This is a genomic window from Enterobacter sp. UPMP701 (genome assembly GCF_053709515.1).
Genome location: NZ_JBSKJN010000002.1, coordinates 440,311 through 462,494, shown reverse-complemented (window position 1 = coordinate 462,494; position 22,184 = coordinate 440,311). Strand labels below are relative to the sequence as shown.

19 protein-coding genes are annotated in these 22,184 nt (G+C 57.0%); 15 read left to right on the top strand and 4 right to left on the bottom strand.

Annotation, left to right across the window (positions count from 1 at the left end; all coding sequences use genetic code 11):
- Nucleotides 1-10: 10 nt before the first annotated feature.
- From phoR to ACWKXT_RS07685, 6 genes are all read left to right on the top strand, one after another.
- A complete protein-coding gene (gene phoR / locus ACWKXT_RS07710; protein ID WP_454528058.1) occupies nucleotides 11-1,306 on the top strand; it encodes a phosphate regulon sensor histidine kinase PhoR in 1,296 nt (431 codons plus the stop codon).
- Nucleotides 1,307-1,715: 409 nt separating this feature from the next.
- Entirely contained in the window at nucleotides 1,716-3,035 is a 1,320-nt protein-coding gene (gene brnQ, locus ACWKXT_RS07705; RefSeq protein WP_454528057.1) for a branched-chain amino acid transporter carrier protein BrnQ, read from the top strand.
- 80 nt (nucleotides 3,036-3,115) lie between these two features.
- Nucleotides 3,116-4,489 carry a proline-specific permease ProY gene (proY, locus tag ACWKXT_RS07700; protein ID WP_454528056.1) on the top strand — a complete coding sequence of 458 codons (1,374 nt, stop codon included), beginning with the start codon at nucleotides 3,116-3,118 and terminating at the stop codon, nucleotides 4,487-4,489.
- A 139-nt stretch (nucleotides 4,490-4,628) separates the two neighbouring features.
- Entirely contained in the window at nucleotides 4,629-6,446 is a 1,818-nt protein-coding gene (gene malZ, locus ACWKXT_RS07695) for a maltodextrin glucosidase (protein ID WP_454528055.1), read from the top strand.
- 85 nt (nucleotides 6,447-6,531) lie between these two features.
- Nucleotides 6,532-9,132, top strand: a complete 2,601-nt coding sequence (locus tag ACWKXT_RS07690) for a DUF2339 domain-containing protein (protein ID WP_454532096.1) — start codon at nucleotides 6,532-6,534, stop codon at nucleotides 9,130-9,132.
- On the top strand, nucleotides 9,129-10,514 hold the full coding sequence (locus ACWKXT_RS07685) for a DUF3999 domain-containing protein (RefSeq protein ID WP_454532095.1): 1,386 nt from the start codon (nucleotides 9,129-9,131) through the stop codon (nucleotides 10,512-10,514). Before ACWKXT_RS07690 ends, ACWKXT_RS07685 begins: the two co-directional genes overlap by 4 nt.
- Before the next feature lie 42 nt (nucleotides 10,515-10,556).
- Here the strand turns inward: ACWKXT_RS07685 and ACWKXT_RS07680 are convergent, their stop codons facing one another.
- On the bottom strand, nucleotides 10,557-11,159 hold the full coding sequence (locus ACWKXT_RS07680; RefSeq protein WP_013095829.1) for a peroxiredoxin: 603 nt from the start codon (nucleotides 11,157-11,159) through the stop codon (nucleotides 10,557-10,559).
- A gap of 127 nt (nucleotides 11,160-11,286) precedes the next feature.
- Complete coding sequence (gene acpH / locus ACWKXT_RS07675) at nucleotides 11,287-11,868, bottom strand: ACP phosphodiesterase (RefSeq protein ID WP_454532094.1); 582 nt, start codon at nucleotides 11,866-11,868, stop codon at nucleotides 11,287-11,289.
- A 92-nt stretch (nucleotides 11,869-11,960) separates the two neighbouring features.
- Between acpH and queA the strand changes: the two genes are divergently transcribed.
- The 7 genes from queA (at nucleotide 11,961) to ACWKXT_RS07640 (ending at nucleotide 18,627) form a co-directional block, all read left to right on the top strand.
- A complete protein-coding gene (queA, locus tag ACWKXT_RS07670; RefSeq protein WP_454528051.1) occupies nucleotides 11,961-13,031 on the top strand; it encodes a tRNA preQ1(34) S-adenosylmethionine ribosyltransferase-isomerase QueA in 1,071 nt (356 codons plus the stop codon).
- A 53-nt stretch (nucleotides 13,032-13,084) separates the two neighbouring features.
- Nucleotides 13,085-14,212, top strand: coding sequence for a tRNA guanosine(34) transglycosylase Tgt (gene tgt, locus ACWKXT_RS07665; protein WP_047347295.1), 1,128 nt, complete (start codon nucleotides 13,085-13,087; stop codon nucleotides 14,210-14,212).
- A gap of 22 nt (nucleotides 14,213-14,234) precedes the next feature.
- Nucleotides 14,235-14,567 carry a preprotein translocase subunit YajC gene (yajC, locus tag ACWKXT_RS07660; RefSeq protein ID WP_000007630.1) on the top strand — a complete coding sequence of 111 codons (333 nt, stop codon included), beginning with the start codon at nucleotides 14,235-14,237 and terminating at the stop codon, nucleotides 14,565-14,567.
- 27 nt (nucleotides 14,568-14,594) lie between these two features.
- Nucleotides 14,595-16,442, top strand: coding sequence for a protein translocase subunit SecD (gene secD / locus ACWKXT_RS07655; RefSeq protein ID WP_080328076.1), 1,848 nt, complete (start codon nucleotides 14,595-14,597; stop codon nucleotides 16,440-16,442).
- 10 nt (nucleotides 16,443-16,452) lie between these two features.
- Nucleotides 16,453-17,424 (top strand): protein translocase subunit SecF, encoded by a 972-nt coding sequence (gene secF, locus ACWKXT_RS07650; RefSeq protein ID WP_080328075.1) that lies wholly within the window; start codon nucleotides 16,453-16,455, stop codon nucleotides 17,422-17,424.
- Nucleotides 17,425-17,566: 142 nt separating this feature from the next.
- A complete protein-coding gene (locus tag ACWKXT_RS07645) occupies nucleotides 17,567-17,932 on the top strand; it encodes a VOC family protein (RefSeq protein WP_219940583.1) in 366 nt (121 codons plus the stop codon).
- A 14-nt stretch (nucleotides 17,933-17,946) separates the two neighbouring features.
- Complete coding sequence (locus tag ACWKXT_RS07640; RefSeq protein ID WP_454532093.1) at nucleotides 17,947-18,627, top strand: helix-turn-helix transcriptional regulator; 681 nt, start codon at nucleotides 17,947-17,949, stop codon at nucleotides 18,625-18,627.
- A 110-nt stretch (nucleotides 18,628-18,737) separates the two neighbouring features.
- Here the strand turns inward: ACWKXT_RS07640 and ACWKXT_RS07635 are convergent, their stop codons facing one another.
- Nucleotides 18,738-19,616, bottom strand: a complete 879-nt coding sequence (locus ACWKXT_RS07635; protein WP_454528049.1) for a nucleoside-specific channel-forming protein Tsx — start codon at nucleotides 19,614-19,616, stop codon at nucleotides 18,738-18,740.
- 270 nt (nucleotides 19,617-19,886) lie between these two features.
- Nucleotides 19,887-20,426: a DUF3251 domain-containing protein gene (locus ACWKXT_RS07630; protein WP_454532092.1), complete on the bottom strand. Its 540-nt coding sequence runs from the start codon at nucleotides 20,424-20,426 to the stop codon at nucleotides 19,887-19,889.
- A 152-nt stretch (nucleotides 20,427-20,578) separates the two neighbouring features.
- Here ACWKXT_RS07630 and nrdR point away from each other — a divergent pair, with 152 nt between their 5' ends.
- Nucleotides 20,579-21,028, top strand: coding sequence for a transcriptional regulator NrdR (gene nrdR, locus ACWKXT_RS07625; RefSeq protein ID WP_008503337.1), 450 nt, complete (start codon nucleotides 20,579-20,581; stop codon nucleotides 21,026-21,028).
- Nucleotides 21,029-21,032: 4 nt separating this feature from the next.
- On the top strand, nucleotides 21,033-22,136 hold the full coding sequence (gene ribD, locus ACWKXT_RS07620) for a bifunctional diaminohydroxyphosphoribosylaminopyrimidine deaminase/5-amino-6-(5-phosphoribosylamino)uracil reductase RibD (RefSeq protein WP_454532091.1): 1,104 nt from the start codon (nucleotides 21,033-21,035) through the stop codon (nucleotides 22,134-22,136).
- Nucleotides 22,137-22,184 lie beyond the last annotated feature (48 nt).

Below are 22,184 nucleotides of genomic sequence, written 5' to 3'. Positions count from 1 at the left end.
AGTGTGACGCGTGCTGGAACGTCTGTCATGGAAAAGGCTCGTCTTTGAACTGATCTTATGCTGTATTCCGGCCCTCCTTCTGGGGGCCATTTTGGGTTATCTGCCGTGGTTTCTGCTGGCGTCGGTGACGGGTTTGCTGATCTGGCATTTCTGGAACCTGCTGCGTCTTTCATGGTGGCTGTGGGTGGACAGAAGTATGACCCCTCCGCCGGGGAGCGGAAGCTGGGAACCGCTGCTGTACGGCCTGCACCAGATGCAGATGCGTAATAAAAAGCGTCGTCGCGAGCTGGGAAGCTTAATCAAACGCTTTCGCAGCGGTGCGGAATCGCTGCCTGATGCCGTCATTCTGACGACCGAGGAAGGCACCATTTTCTGGTGTAACGGTCTTGCGCAACAGGTCCTCGGCCTGCGCTGGCCGGACGATAATGGTCAGAACATCCTCAACCTTTTGCGCTATCCCGAATTCACGCTGTATCTGAAAAAGCGTGATTTCACCCGTCCGCACAATCTGAAGCTCAATAATGGCCGCCATCTGGAAATCCGCGTAATGCCCTACAGCGATCGCCAGTGGCTGATGGTGGCGCGCGATGTCACCCAGATGCACCAGCTGGAAGGGGCGCGACGCAACTTCTTTGCCAACGTCAGCCACGAGCTTCGTACCCCGCTGACGGTGCTTCAGGGCTATCTGGAGATGATGCAGGAGCAAACCCTGGAAGGCGCGCCGCGCGAAAAAGCACTGCACACCATGCGCGAGCAAACGCACCGGATGGAAGGGCTGGTGAAGCAGCTGCTGACGCTGTCGAAGATTGAAGCGGCGCCTTCGCTTGCGCTGACTGACACCATCGACGTACCGATGATGCTGCGGGTGGTGGAGCGGGAAGCCCAAACCTTAAGCCATAAAAAACACCATCTTACTTTTGACGTCGACAACACGCTGAAGGTACTCGGTAGCGAAGATGAGCTGCGTAGCGCCATCTCCAACCTGGTGTACAACGCGGTGAATCATACGCCTGAAGGGACGAACATCGTGGTGCGCTGGCAGCACACCCCGGCAGGGGCCGAATTCAGCGTAGAGGACAACGGGCCGGGGATCGCGCCTGAGCACATTCCGCGTCTGACCGAGCGCTTCTATCGCGTGGATAAAGCGCGCTCGCGGCAGACCGGGGGAAGCGGCCTGGGGCTGGCGATTGTGAAACATGCGGTTAATCACCATGAGAGCCGTCTTGATATTCAGAGTACGCCGGGCAAAGGAACCCGCTTCAGCTTTGTGATGCCGGAACGATTAATTGCCAAAAAAATCGCCTGACGGCAGGCGTGTCATTTTACCTTTCCACGGGCCAGCGTTTGCTGGCCCGTTTGCTTTGCAGTCAAGCGAAACGCGTGTGAATTTTATACGGCTGTCTGTTTTTTGTTCGCATGATTAGCCATGGGTTTTTCTCATAATTAGCGCATTGTGCTGGCGTGTGTTTTCATGCTGGCATATTGTTCTGGTTTTGCGATCCCACCTTGCCTTTAAACGTTATAAGCGTTTAAATTGCCCCCCAGATACTGTCAGACCGACTGTATTTGCGTGGTAAATCGAAAAACTATTCTTCTCCACGCCAGGACGGGAGCATTTCCCGCTGAAATTGAGCAAATTTTCGGCTGTATCGTCCCATCAGGGAAATCGAAAATCTCAATGTTTTCAACACCACATCCACAGGCAGTAAGGTTTTATGACCCATCACTTAAAATCGCGTGACATCATCGCGCTGGGCTTTATGACATTTGCGCTGTTCGTTGGCGCAGGCAACATCATTTTCCCTCCAATGGTTGGCTTACAGGCGGGTGAACACGTCTGGACCGCCGCGTTTGGTTTCCTGATTACTGCCGTGGGCCTGCCGGTGCTGACCGTCATCGCGCTGGCGAAAGTCGGCGGCGGCGTGGATAGCCTCAGCACCCCGATTGGCAAAGTGGCGGGCGTTCTGCTGGCGACAGTTTGCTATCTGGCCGTTGGCCCGCTGTTTGCCACCCCGCGTACGGCGACCGTTTCCTTTGAAGTCGGGATTGCCCCGCTGACCGGAGACGGCGCGATGCCGCTGTTTATCTACAGCCTGATCTACTTCGCCATCGTGATTCTGGTTTCCCTCTATCCGGGCAAGCTGCTGGATACCGTAGGTAACTTCCTGGCTCCGCTGAAAATTGTGGCGCTGATCGTGCTGGCCGTGGCGGCCATCATCTGGCCAGCAGGCCCGATTAGCGACGCGATGGACGCCTACAAAAACGCTGCGTTTTCCAACGGCTTTGTGAACGGCTATCTGACGATGGATACGCTGGGCGCCATGGTGTTTGGTATCGTTATCGTTAACGCCGCGCGTTCCCGTGGCGTGACCGAAGCGCGTCTGCTGACCCGCTACACTATCTGGGCTGGCCTGATGGCCGGTGTGGGCCTGACGCTGCTGTATCTGGCGCTGTTCCGCCTGGGTTCCGATAGCGCGATGCTGGTTGATCAGAACGCGAACGGCGCGGCTATCCTGCACGCTTACGTTCAGCACACTTTCGGTGGTGCGGGCAGCATGCTGCTGGCGGCGCTGATCTTCCTGGCGTGTCTGGTGACGGCGGTTGGCCTGACCTGCGCCTGCGCAGAGTTCTTTGCACAGTATCTGCCGCTCTCTTACCGCACCCTGGTGTTTATCCTCGGTATCTTCTCCATGGCGGTGTCCAACCTCGGTCTGAGCCACCTGATTCAGGTCTCTATTCCAGTGCTGACGGCGATTTATCCGCCATGCATCGTGCTCGTGGTGCTGAGCTTCACCCGCCCGTGGTGGCATAACTCCTCGCGAATTATTGCGCCAGCCATGTTTATCAGCCTGATTTTTGGTATCCTTGACGGGATCAAAGCATCAGCGTTCGCAGATATTCTGCCAGCCTGGACACAGCGTCTGCCGCTGTCCGAGCAGGGCCTGGCCTGGCTGATGCCTACCGTTGTTGCGCTGGTTCTGGCCGTTATCTGGGACCGTGCTGCAGGGCGTCAGGTCGCATCGAACGCCCATTAATCAACGGCAACAAACTGTTTAACCACGGGGCTTAAGGCCCCGTGGTTTTTTGTTTTTTCGTGTTGAATGGCAAGATTTTAATGGAAAGCACTAACAAACTTAAACGTGGACTCAGCACTCGCCACATCCGCTTTATGGCGCTGGGCTCTGCTATCGGTACCGGTCTTTTTTATGGCTCGGCAGATGCCATCAAAATGGCCGGTCCCAGCGTTCTGCTGGCCTACATCATCGGCGGCGTGGCGGCGTATATCATCATGCGCGCCCTCGGCGAAATGTCGGTTCACAACCCCTCTGCCAGCTCCTTCTCCCGCTACGCGCAGGAAAATTTAGGCCCGCTGGCCGGGTTTATCACCGGCTGGACCTACTGCTTTGAAATCCTGATTGTCGCCATTGCCGACGTGACCGCGTTTGGCATCTATATGGGCGTCTGGTTCCCGGCGGTGCCGCACTGGATCTGGGTGCTGAGCGTGGTGCTGATTATCTGCGCCGTCAACCTGATGAGCGTGAAGGTGTTTGGTGAGCTGGAGTTCTGGTTCTCCTTCTTTAAAGTCGCGACCATTATCATCATGATCCTCGCCGGTTTTGGCATCATCATCTGGGGCATCGGGAACGGTGGCCAGCCGACCGGGATCCATAACCTCTGGAGCAACGGCGGCTTCTTCAGCAACGGCTGGCTCGGGATGGTTATGTCGCTGCAGATGGTAATGTTCGCCTATGGCGGCATCGAGATTATCGGCATCACCGCCGGGGAAGCGAAAGATCCTGAGAAATCCATTCCGCGCGCCATCAACTCGGTGCCGATGCGTATCCTGGTGTTCTACGTGGGCACGCTGTTTGTGATCATGTCCATCTACCCGTGGAACCAGGTGGGCACCAACGGCAGCCCGTTTGTGCTGACCTTCCAGCATATGGGCATTGCGTTTGCCGCCAGCATTCTCAACTTTGTGGTGCTGACCGCATCGCTTTCGGCCATCAACAGTGACGTGTTCGGCGTGGGCCGCATGCTGCACGGCATGGCAGAGCAGGGCAGTGCGCCTAAAGTGTTTGCCAAAACATCACGCCGCGGCACGCCGTGGGTGACCGTCGTGGTGATGACCGTGGCGCTGCTGTTCTCGGTTTATCTGAACTACATCATGCCGGAGAACGTCTTCCTGGTGATTGCGTCGCTGGCGACCTTCGCGACGGTGTGGGTGTGGATCATGATCCTGCTGTCACAGATTGCCTTCCGCCGCCGTCTGTCGCCGGAAGAAGCGAAAGCGCTGAAGTTCAAAGTACCGGGCGGGGTGGCGACCACCGTCGTTGGGCTGCTCTTCCTGGTGTTTATCATTGGCCTGATTGGTTACCACCCGGATACCCGTATTTCCCTGTACGTGGGCTGTGCGTGGATCGTCCTGCTGCTGGTGGGCTGGGTGTTTAAATGCCGCCGCGACCGTCAGCTGGCGGAAGCGCAGTAATATTTTATTCCCTCTCTCTGCGAGAGAGGGAATTCTTGCCTCCTCCCCCGTCCTCCTCCCCCAATAAATCTCGTCATGGTGAGCTAACCTTAATCACCCTGTGGCAAGGTGACGTCAATTTCATCAAAGGGGATTCGTGATGTTAAACGCCTGGCACCTTCCGGTTGCTCCATTTGTTAAGCAAAACAAAGACAACCTGGTGATTACGCTCTGGCTGGCGGGAGAAAATCAGCCGGAACGTGTGACCCTTCGCGCCGAAGTGGATAACGAAGAAACGTCGCTGAAAATGCACAAACAGCGCAGCCAGCCGCAGCCGGGGATCACGGCGTGGCGGGCGAATATCGACCTGCGCAGCGGGCAGCCGCGCCGTCGCTACAGCTTTAAGCTTTTGTGGAACAACCGCCAGCTGTGGTTTACCCCGCAGGGGTTTAGCCGTTTCCCACCGGCCCGGCTGGAGCAGTTCGCGGTCGATTACCCGGATAACGGTCCGCAGTGGGTTAACGATCAGGTCTTTTACCAGATTTTCCCGGACCGCTTTGCGCGCAGCGAAAAACGTACCGCCGACCAGGACAAGGTCTATTACCATCATGCCGCCGGTCACGACATCATCCTGAAAAAATGGGGTGAACCGGTGACCGCGCAGGCGGGGGGATCGACGTTCTACGGCGGCGATCTCGACGGTATCAGCGAAAAGCTGCCGTACCTGAAAAAGCTCGGCGTGACGGCGTTGTACCTCAACCCGGTGTTTAAAGCCCCGAGCGTGCATAAATACGATACCGAAGATTATCGCCACGTTGACGCGCAGTTTGGCGGCGACGCGGCGCTGCTGCGTCTGCGCGAAAACACCAAAAACGAAGGGATGCGCCTGATCCTGGACGGCGTGTTTAACCACAGCGGCGATTCGCACGCCTGGTTTGACCGTCATAATCAGTCGATGGGTGGGGCGTGCCATAACCCGGATTCGCCGCAGCGCGACTGGTACAGCTTTAACGAGGAGGGGCGCGCGCTGGACTGGCTGGGCTACCCGAGCCTGCCGAAGCTGGATTTCCAGTCGCCCTCTCTGGTGAACGAGATTTACGGCGGTGATGATAGCATAGTCCGTCACTGGCTGAAGGCCCCGTGGAACATGGACGGCTGGCGTCTGGACGTTGTGCATATGCTCGGTGAAGCGGGCGGCGCGCGCAATAACCTTCAGCACGTGGCCGGGATCGCGCGTTCGGCAAAAGCGGCGCAGCCGGAGGCGTTCGTCTTTGGCGAACACTTTGGTGACGCGCGGCAGTGGCTACAGAACGATGCGGAAGATGCGGCGATGAACTATCGCGGCTTTACCTTCCCGCTGTGGGGATTCCTGGCGAACACCGATATTTCCTACGATCCGAACCATATCGACGCCGAAACCTGCATGGCGTGGATGGACAACTATCGTGCTGGCCTGTCGCATCAGCAGCAGTTGCGGATGTTTAACCAGCTCGATAGCCACGATACCGCGCGCTTTAAATCCCTGCTCGGTAAGGATGTCGCGCGCCTGCCGCTGGCGGTCACCTGGCTCTTCACCTGGCCGGGCGTGCCGTGTATTTACTATGGCGATGAGGTCGGGCTGGACGGCAACAACGATCCTTTCTGCCGCAAAACCTTCCCGTGGGAGTCAGAGAAACAGGACAAGGTGCTGTTCAGCCTGTATCAGCGGCTGGCGAAACTGCGTAAGCAGAGTCTCGCCCTGCGCTACGGCGGCTGCCAGGTGGTATACGCCCACGATAACGTGGTGGTCTTTGCTCGCGTCTATAACCAGCAGCGGGTGCTGGTGGCGATTAACCGGGGCGAGGCCTGCGAAGTGGTGCTGGATGATTCCCCGTTGCTGAAGGTGGCTACGTGGACGAACAAAGAGGGCAAGGCGACGATACAGGATGGCGTGCTGGCGCTGCCTGCGGTATCCGCGGCGGTCTGGTTCGGCAGCTAGTGCGCTAAGGTTTCCACTTTTAAGATGGCGCAAATGCAACGATTTGTGTCAATCTTAGTGGATCGTTTACGGTGAAGGTGGAAACATGGACGAGCTTTACATCCTTGGCTGTTTATTCCTGGTTTTTGCGCTGGTGGTTGCGCCCGTGCTGGCGGTTATCGGGTTTAATCGAAGTACGGCGGCGCAGCAGGAGATCGCCCGGCTACGCCAGCGCATTGAGGCGCTTGAGCAGCGCGGCATGGCTGAGATAGCGCCGGATCCGGTACCGGCCGCCGCGCCAGTGGTGGTGGAAGACGCGCCCGCGCCTGTCGATCCCTGGCGCCCCGAAACTCCCGCTGTCGCGACAGAACCCGCTCCGGCCCCTGCGTCTGCGGCTAAACAGCCATCTGCCTTTGGCGGCATAGTGACGTCGCTGGCGCGCTGGTTTATGCAGGGCAATCCGCTCGCGAAGCTTGGCATTCTGCTGCTTTTCCTCGGCCTCTCTTTCCTGCTGCGCTATACCGTCGAACATTCCCTGTTCCCGCTAGAGCTTCGCCTGGTGGCGACGGCGCTGTTTGCTGTCGTTCTGCTGGCGGTTGGCTGGCGGCTTCGGCACAAGCAGCCGGTCTACGCGCTTATCTTACAAGGTGGGGCGACGGGGATTCTCTACCTGACGGTCTTTGGCGCCTTCCGGCTCTGGCAAATGTTGCCGATGACGCTGGCCTTTGCGCTACTGATAGTAATTTGCGCCGCGAGCGTCGGGCTGGCCGTGCTGCAGAAAGCGCTGAGCCTTGCCATGCTGGCGAGCCTCGGCGGATACCTTGCGCCGCTGCTGTTGTCTACCGGAGGCGGGAGCTTTGTGGCGCTGTTCTCCTTCTATCTCCTGCTTTCCATCGGCATTCTTGCCATCAGCATCTGGCAGCACTGGCGCGAGCTTAACCTGCTCGGGCTGCTCTTTACCTTTGGCGTGGGCGGCCTGTGGGGGCTGAGTGATTACCAGCCCGAGGACTATTGGATCTGCCAGCTGTTCCTGATTGCCAATACGCTGATATTCGGCGTGCTGAGCGTAGCCCTTTCGCTGCGGGCACAGGAAAAAGGGAAGCAGATTATTGACGGCGTTCTGCTGCTTGCCCCGCCGCTGGTGGGGTTCGGGATGCAGTACGGCATGACTCAGCACTGGACATACGGCCCGGCGCTCAGCGCATTGGGTTACGGTGCATTTTATCTTTCCCTCGCATTCCTTGCGCTGCGACGCTATCCCTCCATCGGGCGACCTCTGGTGATGGCGGCGCTGGCCATTGGCGGCGGATTTGCCACGCTCGCCATTCCGCTGGCGCTATCGGCACGCTGGACGGCAATGGCATGGGCGCTGGAGGGGCTGGGCATCCTCTGGCTGGGCGTGCAACAGCAGCAGCGGCGCATGAGTTATAGCGGGACGGCGCTGCTGGTGCTGGCGCTCGGCAGCGCGATCTGGGCGCTGATGAACGGCGTGACGTCGCTGAGCCTGCTGTTGATCTTCGCCATTCTCAGCCTCAGCTGGCTGGCTGCAGCCTGGCTGTGGCGGCGTATTGTGCTGCCGGTCAGCTGGACGCTGCTTGCAGGCGGGCTGCTGTTCTGGCTCGTGGCGTTATTGGGCGCGTCGCGGCTGGTGTTGAAACACGAATTACCTGTTCTGGCAGGCGTGCTGGCGCTCCTGGCCGTCTCTGCCTGGGGCTGGCGGCAGGTAGCCGCGCGTCTGACGTGGCGGGAACTGGATGCCAGTAAATGGCTGTTGTGGCCGGTTATGCTGCTGATGGTGGGTTATCAGATCTGGCACCAGCAGATGTTTGCCGCTGGCTGGGTAAATCTCGCCTGGTGCGTTGCGCTGCCTGCCGCGCTGATGCTCTTGTGGCGAGACGGTGCGCGTTTAGCGCCGCGCATCGCGATGGGGCTGCATGTGTCGCTGTTCTGGATGATTTTACTGGCGCTGGCGGCAGAACTTTACTGGTTTGCCCGGTCGCTGCCGTGGGGCATGGCGGCCTGGGGCAGCGGGCTGGCTATGGCCGCAGGCGGCGGGGTGATTATTGCACTCTCTGCGGCGGTGCGCCGTCGCGTGTGGCCGTTCCGTGCGTGGCCTGCGCTCTACGCGTGCATAGCTCCGATCCCCGTGGTCGCGGCGCTGTTGGTATTACTGGTGGTGACCAATTTCCAGGACGGCGTGGTTTATCGTCAGACCTGGCTGCCGCTGGTGAACCCGCTTGAGGAAGGCGCGGCGTTCGCGCTGCTGGGGCTGGTGGTCTTTTATCGGGCAGTGGAGCGCGACTACCCGGCGTTGCTCTCGCAGGCCCGTCCGTGGCCTGCCGTCGCGATCGTGGCGTTTGGCTTCTGGTGGCTTAACGGTGCGTTGATGCGCGCTCTGGCCTGGTATGGTGACGTGGCCTGGAATATGGAATCGCTATGGGATTCGCGGCTTATCCAGACCACCTTTGCCCTGTTCTGGATGCTGATCGCGCTGGTGGTGATGGTTCACGCCACCCGTCGGGCTTCCCGTCAGGAGTGGCTCAGCGGTGCCGGGCTACTGGGGGGGGTGATGGTTAAACTGATGCTGGTAGACAGTGCGGGCGGAGGTGGTCTGTCGCGCGCGGTGGCGTTTATCGGCGTGGCGATACTGGTACTGATCGTGGGGTATTTCTCACCGCTACCGCCCAAAACAGGAGAAGAAAAATGAAATGGATGAAAGCGGTAGCGTGTACCGCGCTGCTGGCGCTTTCCGGCCCGGCGTTCTGCGACGAGGCAAAAACGGAATCGCCGCGGGATTATGCCTTCGGTCTTTCGCTGGATACGTCAGCTCCTTCCCAGTGGTATCGGGTGACGTTGCCGCTCGCCGTCTATGCACAGAGCACGTCGCCGGATCTGCATGACGTCCGCGTCTTTAATCAGTCGGGCGAGCCGGTTCCGTTCAGCCTGGTCGCCGCGACCCGTCCGCAGGCGCCAGTGCAATCCACTGCGCTGCGCCTCTTCCCGCTGGATGCCTCGCCGCTTGCGCCTGCGTCAGATGCCGGTGATAGCGATAAGATCCTGCTCCGTTCCCGAAACGGCGTTGAGATTGTGCTGGAAGGGCAAAAAGCCGCCGCAGCCGGGCAACATTATCTGCTGACCCTGCCGGAGCAGGCTATGGGAGAGATGGCCATATCCCAGCTGCAGCTGCTCTGGAATACCCCGCAGACGCCGTGGCAGGGTACAGCGTCGGTCTATTACAGTGAGGATCTTAAGCGCTGGTATACCCTGCGCGAGGATATGCCATTGCTGGACGTCGTCAGCGGCGAGGATCGTCTTAAGCTCGATCGGATCGATATTGATACGGTTTTATCTCCCGATGCGAATCGCTATCTCATGGTGGTGCTGAACGCGCAGAGCCAGGGGATAACCCTGACCGGCGTAAACGCAATCAGCGCACCTGCCCAGGCGGCCCCGGAAGCGGTCGACCTTGAGGGAGAAGGGGAACAGCTATCGACAAGCGAAGCGCAGTGGCACTGGGCGCGGCCGCAGCCGCTGAGTGCTGTCAGCATTTTACTGAATGGCGACGGCGTCCTTCCCGTCGAGATCGCGTGGCGGAGTACGGAAAAAGATTCATGGCACCCGCTGAAAAAAGAGGTGCTTTACCGTCTGGAAGGCAAAACGTCTCCATCGGTTTCGCTTAACGGAGGCCTGGTGCAGGCAGTGAAAATCACGACGCTGAATGCGCGTCTGCCAGAATACCTGCCGGGCGTCATCGGGCATCGCGATCGTTATGACCTGGTATTCAACGCGCAGGGAAAAGCGCCGTACGTGCTCGCCTGGGGAAACGGGGCTGCAAAACTTGCCAGCGTGGGGCCTGACATGCTGATCCCTGCCGGGCTGCGTAAAACGTATGATATGGCGAACCTGCCGCAGGCCGGTATTCTGAAGGATGTCGCGTTAGGCGGCGAGGGGCGCCTGACCGCTACCTCTGCGGCCGAGCGGGAGAGCCGGATGAACACCCTGCTGGTGTGGGGCGTGCTGATTGCGGGCGTGATTTTGCTGGCAGGCATGGCCTGGCGCATCTGGCGAGAGACGCAGCGTAAAGCATAAAAAAGGCCCGCATAAGCGGGCCTTCTTCGTAAACCGTGCCAATTACAGGCTGGATACGTTCTCGGACAGGTATTTAGCAACGCCGTCTGGGGAAGCAGACATACCTTCTTTACCTTTTTCCCACTGAGCCGGGCACACTTCGCCGTGCTCTTCGTGGAACTGCAGCGCGTCAACCATGCGCAGCATTTCGTCGATGTTACGACCCAGCGGCAGATCGTTCACAACCTGGTGACGAACGATGCCGTTGGCGTCGATCAGGAAGGAACCGCGCAGCGCAACACCAGCGTCCGGATGTTCGATACCGTAAGCCTGCTGGATTTCGCGTTTGATGTCCGCAACCATTGCGTATTTCACCGCACCGATGCCGCCTTTGTCGACAGGGGTGTTACGCCATGCGTTGTGTACAAATTCAGAGTCGAAGGAGACGCCAACAACTTCCACGCCACGCTTCTGGAATTCTTCATAACGTTTGTCGAAGGCGATCAGCTCAGACGGGCAAACGAAAGTGAAGTCCATTGGCCAGAAGAACAGAACGGTCGCTTTACCGTTGGTGTGCTGTTTGAAGTTGAAGTTTTCAACGATTTCACCGTTGCCCAGAACTGCTGCAGCTGTAAAATCCGGAGCCGGACGAGTTACCAGAACCATATGATTCTCCTGTAGATACTAAGGTTATTTGGAACGCAACGCGAGCCAGTATAGAGAGTGTTCATGGATAAGACAAAGAGGTGGTGACAATCGTTCCGCCAGCTTTTACCTATCAATGTGAATTCTGTTACAGCTGTTTGTTTTTCGCCTGCGCCATCATGCGCGGGTAAAACTGCCAGAAACGCGTTTCCAGCGCATCGTAATGTTCATCCAGGTCATACCAGGAATCGCGCAGCGCATCCAGTCGCGGGCGACGGCTCGCCATCCCGTTCAGTACATTCTGGATGAAATCCATCTCGCGATAGCGCTCCAGCCAGCGTTCCGACCACAGGTAGTTATTCAGATTCACAAAGCGCGGCGGCGAATCGGGCAAAATGATCGACACCTGCTGGTGGGCATAGCGCACAAACGCTGGCAAGGGCATCTCCGGCGACAGCTGTTCCCAGTGGCGCGACAGAAAGTGGTCCCACATCACGTCGAGCGTGATCGGCGCAACGCGGCGCGTTTCAGGGCGAAACCACGCTTTGGCTTCCGTGACCTCTGGCAGATTATCGGTCAGCACGTCGATGCGACGGTGCATAAAAATCCCGTCGACAACCTCCGGGGAAAAGTCCTCCGCGGGGTTGCCGCGCACGAAATCGGCCAGCAGGTTGCCGGAGAGGGAGCTTTCAGCGAGGTAAGCGAGATGCAGGTGAGCGAGAAAATTCATGCGTTTTATTTGTCCAGTGGCGGCTAGTTGTTGCAGCAAAAGGGTGTGAGCACTAGACTATGCCGCCTGTTTTTAAGTCACGAGTATACGTCATGCGCGTCGCCGATTTCTCCTTTGAACTACCTGAATCCCTGATTGCTCACTATCCTATGCCTGAGCGCAGTAGCTGTCGCTTACTGTCACTGGATGGGCCAACAGGCGAGCTGACGCACGGTACTTTCACCGATCTGCTCGACAAGCTCAACCCTGGCGATCTGCTGGTTTTTAACAATACCCGCGTGATCCCGGCGCGTCTGTTTGGCCGAAAAGCCAGCGGCGGCAAGATTGAAGTGCTGGTCGAACGTATGCTCGATGATAAACGTATTCTGGCACATATTCGCGCTTCTAAGGCGCCGAAGCCGGGCGCGGAACTGCTGCTGGGCGATGACGAGAGCATCAAAGCGACCATGACCGCGCGCCACGACGCGTTGTTTGAAGTGGAATTCAACGACGAGCGTACGGTACTCGATATCCTGAACGCCATCGGCCACATGCCGCTGCCACCGTACATCGAACGCCCGGATGAAGAGGCAGACCGCGAGCTGTACCAGACCGTCTACAGCCAGAAGCCTGGCGCCGTTGCGGCGCCAACGGCGGGCCTGCACTTTGATGAACCGCTGCTGGAAAAACTGCGCGCGAAGGGCGTGGAGATGGCGTTCGTGACGCTGCATGTCGGCGCGGGCACCTTCCAGCCGGTGCGCGTGGACAGCATTGAAGATCACATCATGCACTCTGAATATGCCGAAGTGCCTCAGGATGTGGTTGACGCGGTGCTGGCGGCAAAAGCGCGCGGTAGCCGCGTCGTGGCCGTCGGAACGACGTCGGTGCGTTCACTGGAGAGCGCCGCTCAGGCTGCAAAGAGCGATCTTATCGAGCCGTTCTTTGGCGATACGCAGATTTTCATCTACCCGGGCTATCAGTACAAAGTGATTGACGCGCTGGTGACCAACTTCCATCTGCCTGAATCGACGCTGATTATGCTGGTTTCCGCGTTTGCGGGGTATCAGCATACGATGAATGCGTACAAGTCTGCGGTAGAACAAAAATATCGCTTTTTTAGCTACGGTGACGCGATGTTTATCACGTACAATCCGCAGGCTTTGAATGAGCGTGTCGGGGAATAAGTCCGCGGCACCGTATGACAACGTTGGACTGTTTTTCTGACGTCGGAGAAAAAATGAAATTTGAACTTGATACCACCGATGGCCGCGCGCGTCGCGGTCGTCTGGTGTTTGATCGCGGCGTGGTGGAAACCCCCGCGTTTATGCCTGTGGGCACGTACGGCACCGTAAAAGGGATGACGCCGGAAGAAGTTGAAGCCACTGGCGCACAGATTATCCTCGGCAACACCTTCCACCTGTGGCTGCGTCCGGGTCAGGAGATCATGAAGCTCCACGGCGATCTGCACGATTTCATGCAGTGGAAAGGCCCAATCCTGACCGACTCCGGCGGCTTCCAGGTCTTCAGCCTGGGCGATATCCGCAAGATCACCGAGCAAGGCGTTCACTTCCGTAACCCGATCAACGGCGATCCGATTTTCCTCGATCCAGAAAAGTCGATGGAGATTCAGTACGATCTCGGTTCTGACATCGTGATGATCTTCGACGAATGTACGCCGTACCCGGCGGACTGGGATTACGCAAAACGCTCTATGGAGATGTCGCTGCGCTGGGCGAAGCGCAGCCGCGACCGTTTTGACTCCCTGCAGAACAAAAATGCGCTGTTCGGCATCATTCAGGGCAGCGTTTACGAAGATTTACGCGATATCTCCGTTAAAGGTCTGGTAGAGATAGGTTTTGATGGCTACGCTGTCGGCGGTTTGGCTGTGGGTGAGCCGAAGGAAGACATGCATCGCATTCTGGAACATGTCTGCCCGCAAATCCCGGCGGATAAACCACGATACCTGATGGGTGTGGGTAAACCCGAAGATCTGGTGGAAGGCGTACGTCGCGGCATTGATATGTTCGACTGCGTAATGCCAACCCGCAACGCGCGTAACGGCCATCTGTTCGTTACCGATGGCGTGGTGAAAATCCGTAACGCGAAGCATAAGAGTGACACCAGCCCGCTCGATGCCGAGTGCGATTGCTATACCTGTCGCAATTATTCTCGCGCGTATCTGCATCATCTCGATCGTTGTAATGAGATTTTGGGCGCGCGTCTCAATACCATTCATAATCTTCGCTACTATCAGCGCTTAATGGCTGGTTTACGCAAGGCTATCGAAGAGGGTAAATTAGAGAGCTTCGTGACCGATTTTTACCAACGTCAGGGGCGGGATGTTCCACCGTTGAACGTTGATTAATATTAATAATGAGGGAATTTGAATGAGCTTTTTTATTTCTGATGCGGTAGCAGCAACGGGTGCACCAGCGCAGGGCAGCCCGATGTCTCTGATTCTGATGCTGGTTGTGTTCGGTCTGATTTTCTACTTCATGATCCTGCGCCCACAGCAGAAGCGTACTAAAGAGCACAAAAAGCTGATGGACTCCATCGCGAAAGGCGATGAAGTGCTGACCAACGGTGGCCTGGTCGGTCGCGTAACCAAAGTGGCTGAAAGCGGCTACATTGCTATCGCCCTGAACGACACCACTGAAGTGGTTATCAAACGTGACTTCGTAGCTGCCGTTCTGCCGAAAGGCACCATGAAGGCGCTGTAATCCCAACTTTTCCCAAAGGGAACTGCCGTGTTAAACCGTTATCCTTTGTGGAAGTACATCATGCTGGTCGTCGTGATTATCGTCGGCCTGCTGTACGCGCTTCCCAACCTGTATGGTGAGGATCCGGCTGTTCAAATCACTGGCGCGCGCGGTGTCGCCGCCAGTGAGCAAACGCTGATCCAGGTCCAGAAAACGTTACAAGAAGAAAAAATTACCGCTAAGTCTGTGGCTCTGGAAGAGGGTGCAATTCTTGCTCGCTTCGACACCACCGACACGCAGCTCCGCGCTCGCGAAGCGCTGATGGGCGTGCTGGGTGACAAGTATGTCGTGGCGCTTAACCTTGCTCCTGCAACCCCTCGCTGGCTGGCTGCGCTGAACGCAGAGCCAATGAAGCTGGGTCTTGACCTGCGTGGCGGCGTTCACTTCCTGATGGAAGTGGATATGGATACCGCGCTCGGCAAGCTGCAGGAACAGAATATCGACAGCCTGCGCAGCGATCTGCGTGATAAAGGCATCGCCTACACCACCGTGCGTAAAGAAGATAACTACGGCATGAGCATCACGTTCCGCGACAGCGCGGCTCGCGATCAGGCTGTAGATTACCTGACACAACGTCACCGTGACCTGGTGATCACCTCTCAGGGCAGCAACCAGCTGCGTGCGGTGATGACCGATGCACGTCTGAAAGAAGCGCGTGAATATGCCGTTCAGCAGAACATCAACATTCTGCGTAACCGTGTAAACCAACTGGGCGTGGCTGAGCCGCTGGTACAGCGTCAGGGTGCTGACCGTATCGTGGTTGAACTGCCGGGTATCCAGGACACTGCGCGTGCGAAAGAGATTCTGGGTGCGACCGCAACGCTGGAATTCCGCCTGGTGAACTCCAATGTTGATCAATCCGCCGCAGCGTCTGGCCGTATTCCGGGTGACTCTGAAGTGAAACAGACCCGCGAAGGTCAGCCGGTTGTGCTGTACAAACGCGTGATCCTGACCGGTGACCACATCACCGACTCCACTTCAAGCCAGGATGAGTACAACCAGCCACAGGTTAACATCTCGCTGGATAGCGCGGGTGGTAACATCATGTCTAACTTCACCAAGGACAACATCGGCAAACCGATGGCGACCCTGTTCGTGGAGTACAAAGACAGCGGTAAGAAAGATGCAAATGGTCGTGCGGTGCTGGTGAAAGAGGAAGAGGTGATTAACATCGCCAATATCCAGTCTCGTCTGGGTAACAGCTTCCGTATTACCGGTATTAACAACCCGAACGAAGCGCGTCAGCTCTCTCTGCTGCTGCGTGCCGGTGCGCTGATTGCGCCAATTCAGATTGTTGAAGAACGTACCATTGGTCCAACTCTGGGTATGCAAAACATCCAGCAGGGTCTGGAAGCGTGTCTGGCCGGTCTGGTGGTCTCTATCCTCTTCATGATCTTCTTCTATAAGAAGTTTGGTCTGATTGCGACCTCCGCGCTGATCGCGAACCTGGTGCTGATCATCGGCATCATGTCCCTGCTGCCGGGGGCGACGCTGACCATGCCGGGGATTGCGGGTATCGTTCTGACCCTTGCGGTGGCGGTCGACGCCAACGTACTGATTAACGAACGTATCAAAGAAGAGTTGAGCAACGGTCGCTCTGTTCAGCAGGCGATTGACGAAGGTTATAAAGGCGCGTTCAGCTCTATCTTCGATGCGAACGTAACAACACTGATTAAGGTTCTTATCCTGTATGCAGTGGGTACTGGCGCGATCAAAGGCTTTGCGATTACCACCGGTATCGGTGTCGCAACGTCAATGTTTACCGCTATTGTCGGCACCCGTGCCATCGTGAACCTGCTGTACGGCGGCAAGCGCGTCAAAAAGCTGTCTATCTGAGGAGTGCGTTGTGGCACAGGAATATACTGTTGAACAATTGAACCATGGCCGTAAAGTCTGGGACTTTATGCGCTGGGACTACTGGGCCTTCGGCATTTCAGGTTTACTGCTGATTTTGTCCATCGTCGTTATGGGCGTGAAAGGCTTTAACTGGGGGCTGGATTTCACCGGTGGTACGGTTATCGAGATCTCCCTGGAAAAACCGGTCGATATGGACCAGATGCGCCTGTCTCTGCAAAAGGCGGGCTTTGAAGAGCCGCTGCTGCAGAACTTCGGCAGCAGCCGCGACATCATGGTGCGTATGCCGCCGGTACACGATGCCAACGGCAGCCAGGAGCTGGGCAGCAAGGTCGTACAGGTCATTAACGAGACCACCAGCCAGAACGCGGCGGTCAAACGTATTGAGTTTGTTGGCCCGAGCGTAGGTGCGGACCTGGCGCAGACCGGCGCCATGGCGCTGCTGGTGGCGCTGATCTCCATCCTGGTGTATGTCGGTTTCCGCTTTGAGTGGCGACTGGCAGCGGGTGTGGTTATCGCCCTGGCGCACGACGTGGTGATCACCATGGGCATACTGTCTCTGTTCCACATTGAGATTGACCTGACCATCGTGGCATCCCTGATGTCCGTTATCGGTTACTCACTGAACGACAGTATCGTGGTATCTGACCGTATCCGTGAAAACTTCCGTAAGATCCGTCGCGGTACGCCGTACGAAATCTTTAACGTGTCGTTGACCCAGACGCTGCATCGTACCTTGATCACATCCGGTACCACCCTGATGGTGATCCTGATGCTGTTCCTCTTCGGTGGCCCGGTACTGGAAGGCTTCTCGCTGACCATGCTGATCGGTGTCTCCATCGGTACGGCGTCGTCCATCTACGTGGCGTCCGCACTGGCACTGAAACTCGGCATGAAGCGCGAGCACCTGCTCCAGCAGAAAGTCGAGAAAGAAGGGGCGGATCAGCCGTCCATTCTGCCGTAAGCCGACGTTTAGCGCGTTATTGAAATCCCGGTCTGTTGACCGGGATTTTTTTTATCTGCTCCTGACAAACACTCCTGACAGTATGCTGTCAGGAGCCCTGTCGTAGACTCCTTCTGAACCCAAACAACAGTCAGGAGGATGTATGAAAAGCGTCATTAACTGGTTTGAAATTCCGGTCTCGGATATGGATCGCGCCATCAAATTTTATGAGCCAGTGATGCAGCTCGCGCTGCGTCGCGAGAAAATGGACTGCGCGGAGCTGGCCGTTTTCCCGCATGAGGATCCGTATACCGGCGGGGCGCTGGCAAAATTTGACGGCGTTACACCGTCTTTGCAGGGCGCTATTATTTACCTGCATACTGACAATCTGGCGGCTACGCTCGATCGCATTGCCTCTGCGGGCGGCGAGTGTGTGTTTGGCCCGCTGGAACTGCCGCATGGCATTGGCACTATCGCATTGTTTACCGACAGCGAGGGTAACCGCGTCGGCCTCCATCAACCTGCCTGAGAGCGAATGACGTTATGACCCGACGCGCTGACCGTTTGTTTCAGATTGTGCAGATCCTGCGGGGCAGGCGTCTGACAACGGCAGCGCATCTGGCGGAGCGGCTGGGCGTGTCCGAGCGCACGGTCTACCGTGATATCCGCGACCTGTCGCTTTCCGGCGTGCCGGTGGAAGGCGAGGCGGGGAGCGGATATCGGCTGATGTCGGGTTTTGACCTGCCGCCGCTGATGCTGACAAACAAGGAGTCAGAGGCGCTGATCGTCGCGATCCGCCTGCTCAAAACCTGGGGAGGGGAGTCGCTGTCGCGCGAGCTGGAGTCGGCTCAGGAGAAGGTGCTGGCTATCCTGCCCGAGGAGAGTCGTCGCAAGGCGGAGCAAACGCGGATCTACGCCCCGGAGTTTTGCATGCAAAGCCACTCCCGCAGCGATTTTGACATGATTCATCAGGCGATTTCCGCCCAGCTTGTGCTGGCGCTGCATTATCGTGATGAGGCCGGGCAACTCTCAAAACGCGAGGTTCAGCCGCTGGGGCTGTTCTTCTGGGGGGAGCGCTGGCTGCTGGCGGCGTGGTGCGAACGGCGCGATGACTACCGCTGTTTCCGGCTCGACCGGTGTCTCAATATTGTGATGACGGAGAGGCGGTTCAGCGAGAGTGCGGACAGGTCTCTGGCGGATTTTTTGCGGAAAGTTAAGCAGTAAAAAGCCAGCTCAAGAGCTGGCTTTTTTGCCCGGCGGTGCTGCGCTTGCACGGGTCTACAGGTTTTGTACGCCGGGTAAAGCATAGCCGCCACCCGGCACCAACCACAACGTTAGAAGTTATAACCTACGACCAGGTAACCACCCCAACCGGTAGAACGGACGTTTTCTTTCATCCAGTTCAGATCGGCGTCGTCGTTCCACTGGCCACCGTTGTGCCAGTAACGCGCAACAACAGAGTAGTGCCAGTGATCGTAGTTCAGCGCCAGGATATGGCTGGACGCGATAGAGTCATTGGTACGCTGTTTAATGCCGTTCTCTGCGTAACCACTCTTATCGCCCAGATCTGAACCCCAGTCGAAGTTGGTGAAGCCGATGTAGCTCAGGTTACCGCCCCACAGTTGGGTGATTGGCACAAAGTATTTCACTTTGAAACGGTAGCCATCCCACTCATTCTGGTTTTCAGCACCGTAGTTCTGCCACTGGTATTTCGCGTACACGTTCAGGGACAGGCTCATTGGCAGGCCAGTGTCGATGTCGGTACCCAGACCCATATACCAGGTGCTCTGACGACCGGACTCGTTGCGGCCCATGTCGTAAATATAGTTGTTCGCGAAGTACCACTCTTTAAACGGACCAAACGCCAGGCTGGTGCCCGTCAGCTTATCAATAGAGAAGCGTGGTTCGATTTCCATAAACAGAGGGGAACCGTGGTTCCAGATACCTTTAGCCTGCGTGTTACCGCCGAAGAAGACCGGAGCATCCATATAGCCGTAGAAATCAAACCAGTCTTTTTTGGCGAACGCTTCGTATTCCAGGTAGGTATCGTTGCGGATCTGTGGTCCGAAACGGGTGTGGTAGCTACCAACCACGTTAACGCTCTGGTGCCACCAGTCGGAGAGGTATTGTGGTTTGTCGTTTTCCGCTGCGTTAACAGTGAAAGAGGAGGACAGTGCCAGCACGGCGCCAGCTGCGAGTAATGTTTTTTTCATAATCATGCCACTGATTGAAATTCCCTTCCGGGAGTGAAAAATGCGCGAATTGCGTTTCTAAATATTTCGTGTTTCTGCGGTGCCTATTATAGGAATCCCTGCTCACAAAAATATGTGTTGTTTCACATATCTCTCACACACGTAATCGATTGCTTTCACGTTTGCGTACTTTAAACGGCCGGGATTGTAGCGGCAATCATTTATGTTGCCAATCCATACGAAATGTAAATGTTAGCGGAGTGACATTTCACTCCGCTCAAAAGGAAGGAATTACTGCGCGGCGGGTTGGATATCGTGAATGCGGATAAAGCCTAACTGCTCAGGCGTAAGGCCGCTTAGCTGAAGCGGAATATCCACATCGCTGGGTGCCAGAACGCTGGCCGGGGCAGTGAAAAGCTGGTTCTTCACGTTCACTTCCTGGTAGCTCTCCGTGGTGCCCTGGATCTGGCCCCACTCTACGGTGCCGCTAAAGGCGGGCAGCGGATCGTTTGATTCACCATGAATACGCAATGTTGCGCGCGTACCATCCGCATTCGCCGCCACATTCACCAGCGACATTTTCAGTGTGCCAATCTGGCTGTTAAGCAGGGCGGGCGTATTTGCCCCCGGCAGCAGATATACCCCGCCGGTGGATTTCGCGTTCAGCGCGTTTTGCTGGGTGATCTTCACCGTTTCTTTGTTCAGTTTGTCCATTGCCGAATTGAGCGTGTTCACACTCTGTTTCATCTGGCGGACTTCGGTTTGCTGTGCGCAGGCACTGAGGGTGAAGAGGCTCCCCACCAGTAAAATTTTCAGGTAACGTCTTGTCATAGCGTTTATTTCCTTGAAATAACGGATCCTTGCTATGGTAGCCAGCAATGTCTCGCCAGACATAGATCCTTTGTCTCAAAAAGCTCTTCCTTTGTTGTCAGGCCAGATCAGGGTAAAATGAAAATCAGTTAACCGGATAACAGGGATACCGTATGCATTGCCCATTCTGCTCCGCTGTGGATACCAAAGTCATCGACTCTCGTCTTGTGGGCGAAGGGTCTTCTGTACGCCGTCGTCGGCAGTGCCTGGTGTGCAACGAGCGTTTCACGACCTTTGAGGTTGCAGAGCTGGTAATGCCGCGCGTGGTAAAAAGCAACGACGTGCGTGAGCCTTTCAACGAAGAAAAGCTGCGCAGCGGGATGCTAAAAGCCCTCGAAAAACGGCCCGTCAGCGCAGACGATGTCGAAATGGCGTTAAACCACATTAAATCTTATCTTCGTGGGCTGGGCGAGCGCGAGGTCCCGAGCAAAATGATCGGCAACCTGGTGATGGAGCAGCTGAAAAAGCTCGATAAAGTTGCCTACATCCGCTTTGCTTCTGTCTACCGCAGTTTCGAAGATATCAAAGAGTTTGGCGAAGAGATCGCCCGCTTACAGGATTAAGCTCATGCACGATGAGATGTACATGGCGCGAGCCATGAAGCTGGCGCAGCGCGGTCGTTTTACTACCCATCCCAACCCGAACGTCGGGTGCGTAATCGTGAAAGATGGCGAAATCGTGGGGGAAGGCTATCACCATCGTGCGGGTGAGCCGCATGCCGAAGTGCATGCGTTGCGCATGGCGGGCGAGAAGGCGCGCGGCGCCACGGCCTACGTGACGCTCGAGCCCTGCAGCCATCACGGACGTACGCCGCCGTGCTGTGACGCGCTGATTGCGGCGGGCGTGGCTCGCGTGGTCGCAGCGATGCAGGATCCTAACCCGCAGGTGGCCGGACGTGGATTATATCGGCTCCAGCAGGAAGGGATCGACGTCAGCCATGGCCTGATGATGCAGGATGCGGAAGCCATCAACAAAGGCTTCCTGAAGCGCATGCGCACCGGCTTCCCGTTTATTCAGCTCAAGCTGGGCGCCTCGCTGGACGGCCGTACGGCAATGGCGAACGGTGAAAGCCAGTGGATCACCTCGCCGCAGGCAAGGCGCGATGTGCAACGTCTGCGCGCGCAAAGCCATGCTATCCTCACCAGCAGCGAAACCGTTCTGGCTGACGATCCGGCCATGACCGTGCGCTGGGACGAACTGAATGCCGATACCCAGGCACTCTATCCGCAGGAGAACCTGCGCCAGCCGCTACGTATTATTATTGATAGCCAGAACCGCGTGACGCCGCAGCACCGCATCGTGCAGCAGCCGGGTGAAACCTGGATTGCCCGCACCAAAGAAGATACGCGCGAGTGGCCGGAAGGCGTGCGCAGCATTATGGTGCCGGAGCATAACGGACATCTGGATCTCGTGGTGCTGATGATGCTGCTCGGCAAACAGCAGGTGAACAGCATCTGGGTCGAAGCCGGTCCAACGCTTGCCGGGGCGCTGCTCCAGGCGGGGCTGGTGGATGAGCTTCTCGTCTACGTTGCGCCTAAACTGTTAGGTCACGACGCGCGCGGCCTGTTTGTGCTGCCCGGCCTTGAAAAACTGGCCGACGCACCGCAACTCACATTCAGCGAGATTCGTCCGGTGGGTCCGGATGTTTGCCTCCATTTAACGACAGCGTAATTGCACCCGAAATAGGGAAGCAGTGCGCAAAGTATTATGATAAAATCC

Bases quoted from the DNA above. Each gene is read 5' to 3' on its own strand.
- tgt (WP_047347295.1), top strand. From the start codon at position 13,085: ATGAAATTTGAACTTGATACCACCGATGGCCGCGCGCGTCGCGGTCGT.
- ACWKXT_RS07685 (WP_454532095.1), top strand. From the start codon at position 9,129: ATGAAATGGATGAAAGCGGTAGCGTGTACCGCGCTGCTGGCGCTTTCC.
- nrdR (WP_008503337.1), top strand. From the start codon at position 20,579: ATGCATTGCCCATTCTGCTCCGCTGTGGATACCAAAGTCATCGACTCT.
- ribD (WP_454532091.1), top strand. From the start codon at position 21,033: ATGCACGATGAGATGTACATGGCGCGAGCCATGAAGCTGGCGCAGCGC.
- brnQ (WP_454528057.1), top strand. From the start codon at position 1,716: ATGACCCATCACTTAAAATCGCGTGACATCATCGCGCTGGGCTTTATG.
- ACWKXT_RS07645 (WP_219940583.1), top strand. From the start codon at position 17,567: ATGAAAAGCGTCATTAACTGGTTTGAAATTCCGGTCTCGGATATGGAT.
- yajC (WP_000007630.1), top strand. From the start codon at position 14,235: ATGAGCTTTTTTATTTCTGATGCGGTAGCAGCAACGGGTGCACCAGCG.
- ACWKXT_RS07630 (WP_454532092.1), bottom strand. From the start codon at position 20,426: ATGACAAGACGTTACCTGAAAATTTTACTGGTGGGGAGCCTCTTCACC.
- malZ (WP_454528055.1), top strand. From the start codon at position 4,629: ATGTTAAACGCCTGGCACCTTCCGGTTGCTCCATTTGTTAAGCAAAAC.
- ACWKXT_RS07680 (WP_013095829.1), bottom strand. From the start codon at position 11,159: ATGGTTCTGGTAACTCGTCCGGCTCCGGATTTTACAGCTGCAGCAGTT.
- ACWKXT_RS07640 (WP_454532093.1), top strand. From the start codon at position 17,947: ATGACCCGACGCGCTGACCGTTTGTTTCAGATTGTGCAGATCCTGCGG.
- acpH (WP_454532094.1), bottom strand. From the start codon at position 11,868: ATGAATTTTCTCGCTCACCTGCATCTCGCTTACCTCGCTGAAAGCTCC.
- ACWKXT_RS07635 (WP_454528049.1), bottom strand. From the start codon at position 19,616: ATGAAAAAAACATTACTCGCAGCTGGCGCCGTGCTGGCACTGTCCTCC.
- proY (WP_454528056.1), top strand. From the start codon at position 3,116: ATGGAAAGCACTAACAAACTTAAACGTGGACTCAGCACTCGCCACATC.
- ACWKXT_RS07690 (WP_454532096.1), top strand. From the start codon at position 6,532: ATGGACGAGCTTTACATCCTTGGCTGTTTATTCCTGGTTTTTGCGCTG.
- queA (WP_454528051.1), top strand. From the start codon at position 11,961: ATGCGCGTCGCCGATTTCTCCTTTGAACTACCTGAATCCCTGATTGCT.